The sequence below is a fragment of the Actinomadura sp. NPDC000929 genome, assembly GCF_040492065.1.
Taxonomy (GTDB): domain Bacteria; phylum Actinomycetota; class Actinomycetes; order Streptosporangiales; family Streptosporangiaceae; genus Spirillospora; species Spirillospora verrucosospora.
In genome coordinates, this window is the sequence record NZ_JBEUPA010000071.1 from 1 (window position 1) to 14,673 (window position 14,673).

The 14,673-nt window shown below is 71.4% G+C and carries 19 protein-coding genes; 12 read left to right on the forward strand and 7 right to left on the reverse strand.

The window, feature by feature from the left end:
- The first annotated feature begins 76 nt into the window (after window positions 1–76).
- Both ABWI04_RS23470 and speB read left to right on the forward strand, forming a co-directional pair.
- The gene (locus ABWI04_RS23470; RefSeq protein WP_353833812.1) at window positions 77–400 is read left to right on the forward strand and encodes an alpha/beta hydrolase domain-containing protein; all 324 of its coding nucleotides are present in this window, start codon (window positions 77–79) and stop codon (window positions 398–400) included.
- A gap of 98 nt (window positions 401–498) precedes the next feature.
- Complete coding sequence (gene speB / locus ABWI04_RS23475) at window positions 499–1,518, forward strand: agmatinase (RefSeq protein WP_353833782.1); 1,020 nt, start codon at window positions 499–501, stop codon at window positions 1,516–1,518.
- A gap of 15 nt (window positions 1,519–1,533) precedes the next feature.
- Here the strand turns inward: speB and ABWI04_RS23480 are convergent, their stop codons facing one another.
- Together ABWI04_RS23480 and ABWI04_RS23485 are read right to left on the reverse strand one after the other, a co-directional pair.
- On the reverse strand, window positions 1,534–1,887 hold the full coding sequence (locus ABWI04_RS23480) for a PRC-barrel domain-containing protein (protein ID WP_345171226.1): 354 nt from the start codon (window positions 1,885–1,887) through the stop codon (window positions 1,534–1,536).
- Window positions 1,888–1,947: 60 nt separating this feature from the next.
- Entirely contained in the window at window positions 1,948–2,775 is an 828-nt protein-coding gene (locus ABWI04_RS23485) for an MBL fold metallo-hydrolase (RefSeq protein ID WP_345171224.1), read from the reverse strand.
- Between the two features lie 156 nt (window positions 2,776–2,931).
- Between ABWI04_RS23485 and ABWI04_RS23490 the strand changes: the two genes are divergently transcribed.
- The 5 genes from ABWI04_RS23490 (at window position 2,932) to ABWI04_RS23510 (ending at window position 6,192) form a co-directional block, all read left to right on the forward strand.
- Window positions 2,932–3,759, forward strand: coding sequence for an SAM-dependent methyltransferase (locus ABWI04_RS23490; protein WP_345171222.1), 828 nt, complete (start codon window positions 2,932–2,934; stop codon window positions 3,757–3,759).
- Complete coding sequence (locus tag ABWI04_RS23495) at window positions 3,756–3,971, forward strand: hypothetical protein (protein WP_353833783.1); 216 nt, start codon at window positions 3,756–3,758, stop codon at window positions 3,969–3,971. Before ABWI04_RS23490 ends, ABWI04_RS23495 begins: the two co-directional genes overlap by 4 nt.
- Window positions 3,972–4,046: 75 nt before the next feature.
- On the forward strand, window positions 4,047–4,889 hold the full coding sequence (locus ABWI04_RS23500) for a helix-turn-helix domain-containing protein (RefSeq protein WP_345171218.1): 843 nt from the start codon (window positions 4,047–4,049) through the stop codon (window positions 4,887–4,889).
- A 7-nt stretch (window positions 4,890–4,896) separates the two neighbouring features.
- Entirely contained in the window at window positions 4,897–5,094 is a 198-nt protein-coding gene (locus tag ABWI04_RS23505; RefSeq protein ID WP_353833784.1) for a DUF397 domain-containing protein, read from the forward strand.
- 342 nt (window positions 5,095–5,436) lie between these two features.
- Entirely contained in the window at window positions 5,437–6,192 is a 756-nt protein-coding gene (locus ABWI04_RS23510) for an ATP-binding protein (RefSeq protein ID WP_353833785.1), read from the forward strand.
- Here ABWI04_RS23510 and ABWI04_RS23515 read toward each other — a convergent pair.
- The 3 genes from ABWI04_RS23515 to ABWI04_RS23525 all read right to left on the reverse strand — a co-directional run bounded on the left by ABWI04_RS23515 (window position 6,178) and on the right by ABWI04_RS23525 (window position 8,637).
- Window positions 6,178–6,672 (reverse strand): hypothetical protein, encoded by a 495-nt coding sequence (locus ABWI04_RS23515; protein WP_353833786.1) that lies wholly within the window; start codon window positions 6,670–6,672, stop codon window positions 6,178–6,180. The genes ABWI04_RS23510 and ABWI04_RS23515 overlap by 15 nt on opposite strands.
- Window positions 6,673–6,678: 6 nt before the next feature.
- A complete protein-coding gene (locus ABWI04_RS23520) occupies window positions 6,679–7,266 on the reverse strand; it encodes a hypothetical protein (protein WP_353833787.1) in 588 nt (195 codons plus the stop codon).
- Between the two features lie 558 nt (window positions 7,267–7,824).
- Window positions 7,825–8,637: a helix-turn-helix domain-containing protein gene (locus ABWI04_RS23525; RefSeq protein WP_353833788.1), complete on the reverse strand. Its 813-nt coding sequence runs from the start codon at window positions 8,635–8,637 to the stop codon at window positions 7,825–7,827.
- Window positions 8,638–8,798: 161 nt separating this feature from the next.
- On the opposite strand from ABWI04_RS23525, the gene ABWI04_RS23530 reads away from it, so the two are divergent.
- Window positions 8,799–9,557 (forward strand): SDR family NAD(P)-dependent oxidoreductase, encoded by a 759-nt coding sequence (locus tag ABWI04_RS23530; protein ID WP_353833789.1) that lies wholly within the window; start codon window positions 8,799–8,801, stop codon window positions 9,555–9,557.
- Window positions 9,558–9,716: 159 nt separating this feature from the next.
- Window positions 9,717–10,160 (forward strand): lamin tail domain-containing protein, encoded by a 444-nt coding sequence (locus tag ABWI04_RS23535; RefSeq protein ID WP_353833790.1) that lies wholly within the window; start codon window positions 9,717–9,719, stop codon window positions 10,158–10,160.
- 96 nt (window positions 10,161–10,256) lie between these two features.
- Here ABWI04_RS23535 and ABWI04_RS23540 read toward each other — a convergent pair whose 3' ends face one another.
- Both ABWI04_RS23540 and ABWI04_RS23545 read right to left on the reverse strand, forming a co-directional pair.
- Window positions 10,257–11,576: a phosphotransferase family protein gene (locus tag ABWI04_RS23540; protein WP_353833791.1), complete on the reverse strand. Its 1,320-nt coding sequence runs from the start codon at window positions 11,574–11,576 to the stop codon at window positions 10,257–10,259.
- A gap of 7 nt (window positions 11,577–11,583) precedes the next feature.
- On the reverse strand, window positions 11,584–12,204 hold the full coding sequence (locus ABWI04_RS23545) for a TetR/AcrR family transcriptional regulator (RefSeq protein ID WP_345171200.1): 621 nt from the start codon (window positions 12,202–12,204) through the stop codon (window positions 11,584–11,586).
- Window positions 12,205–12,321: 117 nt separating this feature from the next.
- Between ABWI04_RS23545 and ABWI04_RS23550 the strand changes: the two genes are divergently transcribed.
- From ABWI04_RS23550 to ABWI04_RS23560, 3 genes are read left to right on the forward strand one after another with little or no spacing between them, the layout of a single operon-like run.
- Complete coding sequence (locus ABWI04_RS23550; RefSeq protein ID WP_345171198.1) at window positions 12,322–12,894, forward strand: VOC family protein; 573 nt, start codon at window positions 12,322–12,324, stop codon at window positions 12,892–12,894.
- Window positions 12,878–13,519, forward strand: a complete 642-nt coding sequence (locus ABWI04_RS23555; protein WP_353833792.1) for a carboxymuconolactone decarboxylase family protein — start codon at window positions 12,878–12,880, stop codon at window positions 13,517–13,519. The genes ABWI04_RS23550 and ABWI04_RS23555 overlap by 17 nt, the downstream gene beginning before the upstream one ends.
- The gene (locus ABWI04_RS23560; protein ID WP_353833793.1) at window positions 13,519–14,673 is read left to right on the forward strand and encodes an acyl-CoA dehydrogenase family protein; all 1,155 of its coding nucleotides are present in this window, start codon (window positions 13,519–13,521) and stop codon (window positions 14,671–14,673) included. Before ABWI04_RS23555 ends, ABWI04_RS23560 begins: the two co-directional genes overlap by 1 nt.

Sequence of the window (14,673 nt, forward strand, 5' to 3'; positions counted from 1 at the left end):
GCGTGCAGAGGGGGGCCGCCAGTGGTGGGGCTTGGGGTGGGGGCTTTTTGGGTGTTAGGGGTATGGGGGAGTCCGGCTGCCGGACGTCGCGGTGCCGACCCGGACGCTCACCGGAATGCGCGACACCGCGGGCAGCGGCGTCTTCTGTGGCCTGTACGGCGCCCGGGACCCGTGGAACGGCGGCGCCGACCCCTGGGACCGGCATGACGCGGGCGACCCGTCCGACCCGTCCCTTCCGCTGACGGCGGAGCCCGTGCTCAGCGTGCTGTACCCGACGCACGCCGACTACGTGGGCAAGGTCCGGGCGGCCGCGCAGGCGTCGGTGAACGCCGGCCACCTGCTGCCCGAGGACGCGACGGCGATCGTCGCGGCCGCGGAGGGCTCCGGCGTCGGCGGCTGACGCCCGCCGTCGCGGCCCCGTCCCGGGATCCGTCCGGGACGGGGCCGTCCGCACATCGGACGGGCCCGGTGGGGGAAGGGAGACGGTGGAGGTGGCGAATGCCCGGAAGGTACGGTTCGCAGTTCGGTCCTGACATCACGTTCCTCGGGGTGCCGCGCTGCACCTGGTCCGACCCGTCCACGTACGAGGACGCCGACGTGGTCATCCTCGGGGCGCCGTTCGACGGCGGCACGTCCCACCGGCCGGGGACCCGCTTCGGACCGCAGTACATCCGGCAGTCCTGCTACCTGCCCCACGACGGCTCGCGTCCGTCCCTGGCCCTGCGGGTGGACGGGCTCCGGGGCGACCTCACCGTCTACGACGCCGGCGATGTCGAGATGTACTCCGGGGACGCCGAGCGTTCCGTCCGATCACTCCAGGAGGCGGTGTACGCGATCGCCCGTACCGGGACGATCCCGCTCGTCCTCGGCGGCGACCACACGATCGCGTGGCCCGACGCCGCCGGAGTGGCCGACCACCTCGGCGCCGGACGGGTCTCGATGGTCCACTTCGACGCGCACGCCGACACGGGCGACGTGAACCTCGGCTCGCTGGTCGGGCACGGGCAGCCGATGCGGCGGCTGATCGAGTCCGGGTCGGTGCGCGGCGACCGGTTCCTGCAGCTCGGCCTGCGCGGGTACTGGCCGGGCCCCGAGACGCTGGAGTGGATGGCCGCGCAGGGCATGCGCTCCTACGAGATGTCCGAGATCGTCGCCCGCGGCCTGGACGAGTGCCTGACGGAGGCGTTCGAGATCGCCACCGACGAGTGCGACGGGGTGTTCCTGTCGGTCGACATCGACGTGTGCGACCCGGGCCACGCTCCCGGCACCGGCACGCCCGAGCCCGGCGGGCTGACCGGGCGCGAGCTCCTGGACGCGGTCCGGCGCGTCACCTACGAGCTGCCGGTCGTCGGGGTCGACGTCGTGGAGGTCTCCCCGCCCTACGACAACGCCTACATCACCTCGGCCCTGGCCAACCGCGTCGTGCTGGAGGCGCTGTCGGGCATCGCGCGGCGCCGCCGCGACCGGCGCGACGGGACGCGGTGGGACCCGCGCCGCCCCCTCCTCGACGGACGCTAGCGGCCCGGGGCGGCGTCAGCGGCGGGCGAGGAGCCGCTCCTCCGGCGCGGCCCTGTAGGGCAGCTTGTAGTAGGCGAAGACCTCGGGTTCGGCGTCGGCGAACAGCTCGCCGTTGGTGTCGATCCCTGGAGCGCCCTTGACCTGCTTCTTGTCGTACGCGACGCGGAGGTGGTCCGGGCCCAGCGTGCATCCGGCCAGCGGCACGAACACCAGGCGCTGCCGGGTCGGCAGGCCGATCCGGACCGTGGCGAACGAGGGCTGGTCGGTGAGCGTGTCGACGTAGACGGCCTCCAGCGGCCCGATCTTGCTCCCGGACGGGTCGATCACGTTCCGCCCGCGCCATTGACGGATGTCCTCGATCTCGAACATGTCCTGTCCAACCATAGGTTCTCTGAGGTGTTTACCCAGCTCACAGCAGATGAGTCGGGCTCACGGGCGACGGAAGGCGTGGGTCTCCCCGGGCCCGACGTAGGTGGCCCGGTCGCCGAGTCCACGACGCTCCAGCTCGCGCCGGAAGTCGTCCAGGGGCGACTTCATGACGGTGTAGTCGTTGTAGTGGACGGGCACCGCGGACGCCGGGCGGATCGTCTCGACGAGGTCCGCGCCCTGGGCGCCGTCCATGGTGACCACGAGCCCGCCGGGCAGCGTGGTGCCGCCCAGGTGGAGCACGGCCAGATCGATGTCGGAGGTGCGCCGGGCGATCTGCTGGATGCCGTCGAACATCAGGGTGTCGCCGGTGATGTAGAGGCGGAACCGCACGTCGCCGTCCGCAGGGCCGAACTCCAGGAGGCTCCCCATGACCGGCGGCAGCAGCCACTGGGCGGGGCCGGGGGCGTGCCGGCCCGGCATGGACGTGATGCGCAGCAGCGCGCCGTCCTTGACGAGGGTGTGCGCCTCCCAGGTGCGCAGACCGACCGCGTGGCGGAAGCGGTGCCATCCCTGGAGGCGCCGGGCCGCGTGAGGCGTGGTGACGATGGGCAGCCCCCGGTCGAGCTTCGCGCGGGCGACCCGGTCCCAGTGGTCGCCGTGCAGGTGGGACAGGACGACGGCGTCGAGGCGCGGGAGGTCGCCGGCCTGGAGCGCGGGGTCGGTGAGCCGCCGGGTGGACAGCCCGAACCCGAGGTAGGCCCGCTGTCCGCGATGCAGGAAGTTGGGGTCGGTCAGCAGGGTGAACGGTCCGCAGCGCAGGAGCATCGTGGCGTTGCCGATGAACTGCAGCGAGAGTTGGCGTAGTGCGAGATCCGATTCGGTCTTCATGCCTTTCCCCCTTTGGGCCGGTCATGCCCCTCAAAGGAAGGGCGAACCCCGCGGGGGGACGGCGAGAGGAGTCAGGGAACCCTTGCGGAAGCGGCCCGGGAAGGACGACCCTTGCTTCATAATTCGTGCATCACAAGTTGCGGCAAGGAGCGATGCGTGAGCGACACCGAGCAGGCTCCGCCCGGAGTCGATACCACGGTTCCGACCCCAGCCCGGATGTACGACTATTACCTGGGCGGCACCGACAACTTCGAGGTCGACCGCGAGGCGGCGGAGAAGGTCCTGGCGAACATGCCGGAGGCCGGGGACGCGGCGTGGGCGAACCGCGGCTTCCTGCAGCGCTCGGTGCGATGGCTGGCCGAGCGCGGCGTCCGGCAGTTCGTCGACGTGGGCGCGGGCCTGCCGACGATGAACAACACCCACGAGGCGGCCCAGGCGGTCGCTCCCGACGCGCGCGTCCTGTACGTCGACAACGACCCGATGGTGCGGGCCCAAGCCGAGAGGCTGCTGGCGGGTTCCACCGGGACGGCGTTCGTCACGGCCGACTTCCGCGACCCCGACGGGGTGCTCGGGAACGAGGCCGCCGGCAGGATGATCGACCTGACCAGGCCCGTCGCGCTGTTGGTCGTGGCGTTGGTCCACTTCATCCCCGACGAGGACGACCCGTGGGGCCTCGTCCGGCGGTACATGGACCGGCTCGCGCCCGGCAGCTACCTGGTGCTGTCCGCCGGCACCGGCGACCGGCAGGCCGACCGGGCCGTCGGCACGGTCAGGGACGTGTACGCCCGGTCCACCGCGAGCGTCCACCTGCGGTCGCGTGCGGAGGTCGAGCGCTTCTTCACCGGTATGGAGATCGTCCCGCCGTGGGAGGGGGCGGCGGCGAAGGTCTGCTATATCGGTGAATGGGGTGCTGAGGACCCCGACGCGGCCGACAGCGACGGCTCGCGGTGGGCGTACTGCGCGGTGGCGAGGAGGGCAGGATGAGGAAGCCGTCCGTCGAGGAGCTGGGCGTCGACCCGGGCGACCTGGAGTGGCGGCGCTCGCAGACCGAAGAGGGCGGCATCGAGGTCGCCTTCGCCGGCGAGTGGACGCTGCTGCGCACGTCCGGGGAACTGATCTCGGTGTTCGACGAGCACGAATGGGCCTGCTTCCTCGACGGGGTAAGGAAAGGGGAGTTCGACCACGCCGTTTCCTGAACCGGCCAGATCTGTGATTCACAAATTCGGAAGGCGTATGCTGATGCCGGCCGTAGGTCGAGGGAGGTGGCGCCGGTGAGCGACGCTTACGGGGCCACCATCGCCAAGCGGGGGCTGGCACGCCGCTTGAAGGAGCTGCGCGTCGAGGCCGGATACACGGCCAACCAGGTCTGCGACCGGCTGAACTGGGGACGGGGAAAGGTCGGCCGGTTCGAGGCCAACAACTGGGTTCGGCCCGAGCTCAGCGACATCCGCGACCTCGCCCGCATCTACGAGGGCAGCGATCTCGACGAGCTGGAGGAACTGGCGGGCCGCGCCCGGCAGCGGGCCTGGTGGCGTGACTACCCCGAGGTGTTCGGCAACGAGTTCCCGGGCTTCGAGAGCGACGCGTCGAGCATCCGGGTGGTCATGCCGCTGGTCCTGCCCGGGCTCCTGCAGACCCTGCCGTACATGCAGGCCCTGCTGTCGGTCGGGACGAGGACGCCGGAGTGGCGGGAGCGCGCGATGCGGGCGCGGCTGCGCCGGCAGCAGATCCTCGACCGCGGCGACGGGACGGCGCCGGAGCTGACCGCGGTCATCACCGAGGCGTCCCTGCTGTACGAGTGGGGGGACCCGGGCGACCGGCGCACCCAGTTCGCCCACCTGCTCGCCGTGTCCGAGCGCCCGAACGTGGAACTGAGGCTGCTGCGCCTCGCCGACGGGATGCACCCGGGCATGTCCACGCTGGTCAACGTCTTCCGGTTCCCCGGCGGCGAGCCGCCCATGGTCTTCCTCGAGAACGACGCGGACGTCCAGGAGATCGGCACCCCCGACGACGTGGAGGCCTATGACGAGATCTTCGAGCAGATCCGCCAGGCGGCGCTCGGTCCCGCCGACACCGCGGAGCATCTGAGGAAAGTGATCTCAACCCTGGAGTAGCACCGACATGGACCTCTCTCAGGCACGGTGGGTCAAGGCGACCGCCAGCGCCAGCAGCAACGGGGGCTGTGTCGAGGTCGCCGATCTCGACACGGCCGCGGCGCTGCGCGACAGCAGGACACCGGAGGCCGGGGTGCACGTCGTCTCCCGGTCCGTGCTCGCCGCCTTCCTCGACGACGTGCGGGCGGGCCGTTACGACCGCTGAGGCCGGGCCGCACACGAGATCCCCCAGGGCTGCACCCCCGGGGGATCTCTCTTTGTGCGCGGCCCTCTCTCAGGCGCCGACCACGCTACAGCGCGCGGGGCGGGCCGTCCCGGTACCGCCGGTACACGCGGGGGACGCGGCGCCGAAGGGTGTTATGAGGGCATTTGGGTGCATGAGTGAACGTCTCACTCTCAGATGCAACTTTCTTGCCATGATGCGGGCCCGGCGGCCGAAGATGTGCAAGGCTAGATCTGTGATTCACACATAGCGACTCGCGAAGCAAAAGACTCATGTCGCGATTGTCTGAAATGCGAATGTCTCCGCTATCCCGAGGTGGGCGCCATGACGAAGACCGCGACGATGTGCGAGATCCCCTGGAGACTGGAGGACGGCGGCTGCGCGGCACTGCCCCTGCCCGCCGACGACTCCATCGCCCGCGTCGCCCGTTCCCACGTCACGGCCCTCCTCCCGGCGCTCGGCCTGTCCGTCCAGGACGTCCACGACATCAAGCTCATGGTCAGCGAGCTCGCCACGAACGTCCTGCAGCACGCCATGCCGCACGAAGGCGCCTCGGCCGCCGAACTCTGGGTCTACCAGCGCGGCGACGGCCAGGGCCGCGACGAGCTGGTCGTCAAGGCGTTCGACACCCACCGGGACTGGCCGGCCTCCGGCACCGCCCCCCACCGGTCCGACCACGGCCGCGGCCTGAAGATCGTCGAGCTCCTGACGCAGGGCCGGTGGGGACACCACCCGTCCCGGTCGCGGCTGCGGACGCCGGCGGCCCGCGGCAAGGCGACCTGGTTCGCCCTGCCGCTCCCGCGCACCGTCCGCCGCCGCGACGTGTGGAGGGTCGAGGGCCCCTACGCCACCAAGGACCTCCGGACCCTGCTGGTCCAGCGGGGCCTCGGCCACTTCCAGCCCGCGGAGGGCGCGGACCGGGCCGCCCTCAGCGACGGCCGCGGCCTGACCGTCTGGTGCGAGGAGGCCCGGTTCCGATGGCGCACCGGCGCCGGGGAGACCGGCTGCCTCCCGGTCACCGACATCACCGAGGCCTGCGAGCGGATCGTCGAACTCTGCGAGGCCTCACCCGCCGCCTGATCCGGACTCGCCTGACCCGGACCGCTGCCCGCGGCGCGCCGGCAGCCGGCGCAGGCCCACGAAGATCAGCAGACCGCCGGCCACCAGCAGCAGCACATTCATGATCCACTCGTGGGACGCGTCCCGCAGGTACACCGTCCCCGAGCGGCCGACGTCCCGGGCGCGGGCGGTGCCCCCCTCGCGCAGGCCCTTGCCGCTGCCGTACAGGGCCACGGTGGGACGTTCCACCGAGCCGTCGTCGGAGCGGAAGGCCCCGCGCAGCGTGCACGCCTCATGGCCGGGGTGCCGGATGCAGCTCCGCTCGCGCGCGGTGAAGACGCCGGGCGTGCCCTGGCCCGCCTGCGACGCGCGCAGCACGGGCCCGGCGTTGGGGATCACCAGGAAGACCAGGAGCAGGCCGAACACCGCCATGAGCACGCCGAACGGCGTGACCCCCCGCGTGCGCCGGGCCGGCGCGGTCCGCGACTCTTCGAGGGTCACCGGCCGTCACGCCGCTTCGGGGACGGGCCTGCGCTGGAGCGGTGCGGCGCACGAGCAGCGCATGGCTTCGCGCTCGGACGCGTTCGGCCTGCGGTGCAGGTACATCGCCACCACCATGGGGATGGTGACGAGCGTGTTGTAGAACAGGTGCAGCTCCACGCGGGGCACCAGGAGCTGGATGATGCTCGTGGGCGCGGGACGTCCGGCGATGTAGGAGTCGGACATCGCCTGAACCAGCAGCAGCAGGTGCTCGAAGTGGTGCCAGACCTGGATGCCGAGGGAGATCCCCCACCAGGTGCGGGCCCGTCCGGTGAACCCGGGCAGCAGCAGGACGAGTCCGATCAGCATGATCAGCGCGTAGCCGTAGTGCATCCACTCCGAGGTGACCAGCCACGGGAACGGCACGCCCAGCACGCCGCGCGCCTCGGGCACCGGCCAGCCGAGCACCCAGATCTGGACGGCCTGGACGATGTGCTCGGCCCAGTGGGCGATGACGATGAATGCGTAGATGTTCAGGGCCGCGCGGTGGTGACGCGTGTTGAGCAAATGCACCACCGACCGCAGCCCGCCGCGTTCTTCCAGTACGTTCGCCACCGGCGATCACCTTCCACGAGATGACGGGAACCTTCCTCATCTCAACACGTATCGCAGATGAGAGTCTCTTTCGAATTGCCCTGGCCGGCGGCCACAGGTGGACGGTCCGGCCGGTCCCGCCGATCCCGCCATGACTCGACTTATTCCATTCGATCCTGGATACTGTCGCGGCGCGATTTACGGCACATCCCATAAAGGTCCCGCCAGCGGGACCTTTATGGACGGCGGCGCGAGTCCGCGCAGGTCACGAGTGTGAAACTTCATCCTGTCCGGATGCCCGGACGGTGAAAAACCTTCAACGAGGGCGTTAGCGGCGGCCTGGTTGGGCCCCGCTCGCGCGTACTCGATGGCTTCCGAAGTCGTGCGATAACGCGGCGGTCGAACTGGTGTCCGATGCCGCCCTGGCTTGGCGTGACCGGTGTTCACGAAAAGGCTCTCCGGCGCGGGCCCCCGGCGAGCCCGAACCGGAATCGCCATGGCGGTTGAATCGATGGAGGGCGCATCAAGGCGCGTCGCCGGTTCCACGTCTGCCGCGGCGGCTCGACCTGCGCCGGAAGGTCACGCCCAGCGCTCCAGTTCTGCTTCCAGAAGGAGCCGGGAAGGGCCGACCGGCGCCGCGATGTCGCTGATCGAGTCGTATTTCACGATCACTTCCTGGACGGCGAGCGGATCCATCAGGAACCGTCCCCGCGTCGACGCCTCGTCGTACGCGAGATCGCGCTCGTCCACCGTGAAGACGGTGATCGGCCCGTCGAGGCCCGGGTGGGCTCCCGCCTGGTTCTCGACCACGCGGAGGGTGATGTGCGGCAGTTCCCCGAGAGCCAGCAGGTGGGCGATCTGGTCGCGCATGATCTCGCGCGAGCCGATCAGCTGCGCGAGGGCGGCCCAGCTCAGGAACGCGGTCAACCGGGGTGGCGTCTCCCTGTCGAGAACGGCGGACGTGCGCGCCTTCCGTCGCTCCAGGTCGGCGTCCAGACCGTTTGCCGGCCCGGCCGTCAGCACCGCCCGGGTGTAGTCCGGAGTCTGGAGGAGGCCGGGGACCACCGTGGGCTCCCACATGCGGATCCGGGACGCGCGCCGCTCGAACTCGGCGAGGGATAAGAGCCAGTCGCCCTCGTCCGTCAGGCCCGCGAAGCCGACCAGGTTCGTGAAGATCCCCCCGGTGTTCCAGAGGCGGTCGACGGCCTCGGCGTGGGACGGCTTGATGCGCAGCGTCGCGGACTCGTACCTGGAGACGGTCGAGCGGTCGCAGTCGAGGGCGTCGCCGAGAGCCTGCCCCGACATGCCGTTCGCCTCGCGATAGCGGCGCAGATGGACCGCGATGAGATGCCACATCGAACGTGACGGGTCCAGTGAGTCCCGGGCATGCATGGCCCCTCCGGTTCATCGCGATCCATTCCGGAACGTGGCGAACCTATCGCGGAGAGTGCGGGACGCGGGCCGCATCAGCGGAAACGTCCGAAGAGGACGCACCGCCGCCCAGGGCCCCGCCGGCCGGGCGATCATGGAGGGGGTCGAGGGGAAGGAGCGGCGTGAAGCGGACTTACGTGGTGACCGGCGGTGGGCGTGGGGTCGGACGGGCGATCGTGGAGCGGCTCGCGGCCGACGGCGGGCATGTCGTCGTCGTCGAGATCGACGCGGAGGCGGCCGGCTGGGCGCGGGACCGGGCGGACGTGACGGTGGTCGTGGGGAGCGCGGCGGACGAGGAGGTCGCGGAGCGGGCCGCCGACGCGGCGCAGGAGGCGGGGACGCTCGCCGGCTGGGTCAACAACGCGGCGGTGTTCCGGGACGCCGCCGATCCGTCACCGCGGGAGCTGCTCGGACTCGTGGCGCTGAACTTCGACCCGGCAGTGGTGGGGTCCGTGACCGCCGTCCGGCGCTTCCTGGCCGCGGGGACGGGCGGCGCCATCGTCAACGTCTCGTCGCATCAGGCGCAGCGCCCGGTGCGCGGTTCGCTGCCCTACGCCACGGCGAAGGCGGCGGTGGAGGGGCTGAGCCGCGCGCTGGCCGTCGACTACGGGCCGCGCGGCGTCCGGACGAACGTCGTCGCGCTCGGGTCGATCACCACCGAGCGGTACGAGAGCCTCCTGCGGCGGCAGGAGCCCGCGGAGGCCGCGCGGATCGAGGACGAGATGCGCCTGCTCCATCCGGTCGGGCGGGTGGGGCGGCCGGAGGAGGTGGCCGCCGCCGTCGCCTATCTGCTCTCGGACGAGGCGAGCTTCGTCAACGGCGCCGTGGTGCCCGTGGACGGCGGCCGGCACGCGGTCGGCCGCGATCCCGAGGAGGCCTGAGAACCCCCGTGTTTCCCCGGACCACCTGGGACAACGCGGCAAGTGGGACGCGTGGTCGCGGCCCGCGGTTGGCGTCCGGCCCGGACATGGCCAGAACCCCCCACGGTTCGGTGAATACCGGTACATCTAGGGATTCGTCGATCGGAAGGATGCCCTGGGGTGAGGAAGCTTCTCGTTGCGGGGGCCGCCGCCGTCGCGGTGGCGGGCGGGGTGCTGGTGGCGCCGCCGGCGGAGGCCGCGAGCGCCGTGCAGATCTACCGGGTGTACTACGACTCGCCCGGAAGCGACAAAGGGTCGAACACGTCGCTGAACGGCGAATGGGTGCAGCTGTTCAACACGTCGAAGACGTCAAGGAGCTTGAAGGGGGTCCAGGTTCGCGACAAGACCGGATACACGTACACCTTCGGGTCCTTCACCTTGAAGGGCCGCAAGTCGGTCTACCTTCACACCGGCAGGGGCTCCAACAGCGCGACGCACCGCTACTGGGGCCGGAAGTGGTACGTGTGGAACAACACCGGTGACACCGCGTACCTTCTTTACCCCGATGGCCGGGTGGCGGACAAGTGCTCGTGGGGTCGGACGGGTTCCTCGAAGTACTGCTGAACGGTCCGCGTCGCCCTGATGGCGAGCCACCGGCCCTCGGGCCGGTGGCTCGCCGCCGTTTCGGCCCCGAACCGGCCGCGGGCAATGGAGGGGCCGTCAGCCGCCGGGGAGGGAGAGGTGGCGGGGGTTCGCGACCGTGAGCCTGTCGGTCACCGAGGCTCGCACCGCGGCCACGACCTCGTCCATCCGGTCGTCGAGAGCGCTCGTCCGGATGGCCTCCGCGAGTTCGGCGTCGGTCGCGCACCCGAGAGGCTTCAGCCGGTTCCGGTGGGCGATCCTGTGGGCCTCGCCCAGGAGGAGTTCTCTGCGGGCCATGCGCAGGGCGGACGCGGCGACGCGGGCATGGAAGCGGAGCCGGTCGTCGGGCTGTTCGGCCTGCACGAGGAACGCGCCCACGGCGTCGATGAGAGCGTGGGCGTCCGGCCGGTCGTGCGGTGCGTTGTCCGGCGGGGCCGCGCTCTCCAACGGATCCCGGACGGTCGCCGGCTCCGTCAGCCCCAGCGCCAGCAGCAGGTCGTGCTCCTGCTCGCAGACCTTCCGGCCGAGGACGGCGTACTCGATCGACGGGTCGGAGCCGCTGAGGAACCGCTCGGCCTGGTGGCGGCACAGGATCGTCCAGCGGAGAGTGCCGTAGACCTCCCACCAGTGGAGTTCTTCGAGCGTGGGCGGCGTGCCCCCGGCCGCGGCGTAGCCGGCGAGGAGGTCCTCGCGCGTGCCGAAACCGCCGGCGGGGTGCGGGGAGCCGAACCGCCACGCCTTCACGCAGAGCCAGCCGAGGTCCTCGGCCGGGTCGCCGAGGTGGGTGAGCTCCCAGTCCAGGACGCCGGTCACGCCGCCGGGGGAGATCATCAGGTTCCCGTTGCGGAAGTCGCCGTGGACGACGGTCCGGCCCCGGGGCGCCGGGCGGTGCTCCTCCAGCCAGCGCAGCGCCAGCTCCACCGCCGGGCGGGCCTCGAACGCCGCGTAGTGCTCGGTGAGCGCCGAGAGGGCGTCGTCGTCGGGCAGCCCGGGAACGGGCGCCATCGTGTGCAGCCGGGCCAGGATGCCGCCCAGCTCGCGTGCGAGGCGGGGGCGGACGCCCGCGAAGCGCTCGTCGCGCAGCAGCCGCCGCGGGATCGTCTCGCCGGACAGCCGCTCCATGACCATGTAGGGGGCGCCGTCCAGGTCGTCGCCGTGGTCGGCCAGTCCGGGGACCGGGACGCCGGCCCGCGCGGCCGAGGCGAGCAGGCCGGCCTCGCGGCCGAGGGCGGTGGGGTCGAGGGAGCCGGGCGGGTCACGGCGCAGGATGAGCGGGCGGCCGTCCGCGTCGAAGGCCCAGGTCTCCCGGCTGGCGCCGCCGGAGAGCCGGCGCAGCCCGGTGATCCGCGCGCCGAGCCGGTCCCCCAGTGCGGCGGCGAGGTCGCGGGTCGGTTCCATGGCTCTCCTAGTCGGGCAGGCCGAGGGCGCGGACGCTGAGGGTGTCCAGGGTCTCCAGGAGGCGTTCAGCGCCCCGCGGATCGCTGCCCTGGACGATCCACAGGTACAGGGAGTGGTCGACCATCGTGGCGAGCGCGCCCGCCGCCGTCTCCGCGTCGATGTCGGACGGGACGAGCCCCTCCCGCTGCCAGCGCGCGATCACCCGCGCGGACCGTCCGACCGAGGAGGCCCGGTGCTTGCGCCGCAGCTCCTGGAACTCCTCGTTGAACGTGGCGACCTGCTCGATGATCGCCATCATCCGCGCGTTGCGCAGGTAGGCCTCGTAGTAGGCGCGGTTGGCGCGGCGGACCCGGTCGGCGGGGCCCGGCCCCGCCGACGGCACGAGCGCGTGGTCGGTCATCTCCTCGAACAGCCGGTCGGCGACCTCCAGGAACACCGCCTCCTTGGTGGGGAAGTAGGTGTAGAAGGAGCCGTAGGCGACGCCCGCGTGCCGGGTGATGTGCGCGACCCGGGTCTCCAGGAAGCCGCGCTCCTCGAAGACCTCGCGGGCGGCGGCGAGCAGGCGCTCCCTGGTCCGGGCGCCGCGCTCGGTGAGCGGCCGGGCGCCGGGGTCGTCGCCGCTGGTCATCGCCGTGGTTCCTCTCGCCGGGGGGTTGACAACCCGGGAACGGTATCCGAGCATCAGGCAAGTTGATATGACTGTCAAGTCAGCTTCCGCGGCGCTCTCCCGCCGCAAGGAGGTTCCATGAACACCGAGTTCGAGCTGGGCGGCATCAACCATCTGGCGCTGGTGTCGTCGGACATGCGACGCACGGTCGACTTCTACTCCGGCGTCCTCGGCATGCCGCTGATCAAGACCATCGACCTGCCGGGCGGGATGGGGCAGCACTTCTTCTTCGACTGCGGCGGCGGCGACTGCGTGGCGTTCTTCTGGTTCCCCGACGCGCCGGACGGCGTCCCCGGCGTCTCCGCCCCCAAGGGGCGGCCCGAGCAGGGCGAACTGCTCAGCGCCGTCGGATCGATGAACCACGTCGCGTTCCACGTCCCGACCGACAAGTTCGACGAGTACCGGCGGCGGCTCAGGGACAAGGGCGTGACCGTCAGCCCCGTCCTCAACCACGACGACAGCCCGCTGGGCGTCTCCGCCGACGTGCACGACGGCGTCTTCGTCCGGTCGTTCTACTTCCAGGACCCGGACGGGATCCTGCTGGAGTTCGCCTGCTGGACGCGCACGTTCGACGCGTCCGACGTCTCCCACGAACCGAAGACCGCCGCCGACCGGACCGCCGGGAAGGACAGGCATGCCGCGACTGCGTGAGGTCCCCCGCGCCGAAGTCACCGACGAGCAGATCCTCTTCTTCTACGACCGCCTCTTCGCGCCCGACCGCGACCCGGCCGTCGACCACGGCACCGCGACCGGCTCGCCCGGCGACTGGTGGACGGTGTTCGCCCAGTCCCCGGACGTGTTCCGGCACGCCGTCCGCGGCTTCGCCCTGTACCGGGGCGCCGACCTCGACCCCGTCCTGCGCGAGCTCGGCCAGTGCCGGGCCGGGTGGGCGCGCGGCAGCCAGTTCGTCTTCTCCCAGCACTGCAAGCAGATGCGCGCCCTCGGCATGCCCGAGGAGAAGATCGAGTCGATCCCGCACTGGCAGACGGCCGACTGCTACTCGCCCCTCGAACGCGCCGTGCTGGCCTACGCCGACTGCCTCGTCCTCGACGGCGGGCGCGTCCCCGACGGCGTCTTCGAGGTCCTGCGCGAGCACCTCCCCGAGAAGGAGATCCTCCAGCTCACCTACATCACCTGCATGTACGACATGCACGCGACGATGTCGCGGGCCTTGCGGCTGGAGTTCGACGACCGCCCCGAACCGGTCGTCGAGGTCGCTGCGCCCGAGGGGTACGGCGACCGCGACATCTCCGCCGACCTCACCGGGGCGGGCTGATGCTGTTCCCCGTGCCCGACCGCGTCCGGGACGTCCGCGACGCCGTCCACGCCTTCATGACCGAACGCGTCGAACCGGCCGAGCCCGCCCTCAACGCGGGCGACCGGGACGAACTCCTGAAACTGCGCCAGGAGGCGAAGGACGAAGGCCTCTGGGCCCTGGGCCACCCCGCCGAACTGGGCGGCGGCGGCATGCCGTTCCTCGACTACGTCTACGTCAACGAGGTGCAGGGGCGCAGCGAGTGGGGGCAGCTCGCCCTCGGTACGTTCACCCTCCAGGACTCGCTGATGCTGCACAGGTACGCGAGCCCCCGCTGGCGCGAGCGCTACCTCGCGCCCATGGTCGCCGGCGAGGTCTCGCCGAGCTTCGCGATGACCGAGCCCGCCCACGCCGGCTCCGACCCCACCCAGCTCCGGACGACGGCCGTCCTGGACGGGGACCACTGGGTCATCAGCGGCCGCAAGTGGTTCACCACCGGCGCCGGCGAGGCCGCCTACACCACCGTCATGTGCCGCACCGAGCCCGAGGACGCGCCCCCGCACCGCTCGTTCAGCATGATCATCGTGCCGACGGACACGCCCGGCTACGAGATCGTCCGGGAGACGCCCGTCCTCGGGCTGAACGGCGGCCACTACGAGGTCGCCTACGACGACGTCCGGGTCCCGGCGGACAACCTCCTCGGCCCGCGCGGCCACGGCTTCGTCATCGCGCAGGAGCGCCTCGGCCCCGGCCGCATCTTCCACTGCATGCGCTGGCTGGGCCAGGCCCAGCGCGCCTTCGAGCTGATGTGCGCCCGCCTGGGCTCCCGCGTCGCGTTCGGGGAGCCGCTCTCGGCGAAGCAGCTGATGCAGCAGCACGTCTTCGACTCCTACACCGAGATCCAGGCCGCCCGCATGCTCACCCTCCAGGCCGCCGAGCGGATCGACGCGGGCGACCAGGCCCGCATCGAGATCGGCGCCATCAAGGTCGTCGGTGCCCGCATGCTGCACAACGTCATCGACCGCGCCATCCAGGTCCACGGCGCCGCCGGCCTCACCGACGACACCCCGCTCTCCCGCATGTACCGCCACGCCCGCGAGGCCCGCATCTACGACGGTCCGGACGAGGTCCACATCCAGAGCACCGCCAGACGCATCCTCAAACGGCTCGGCTGA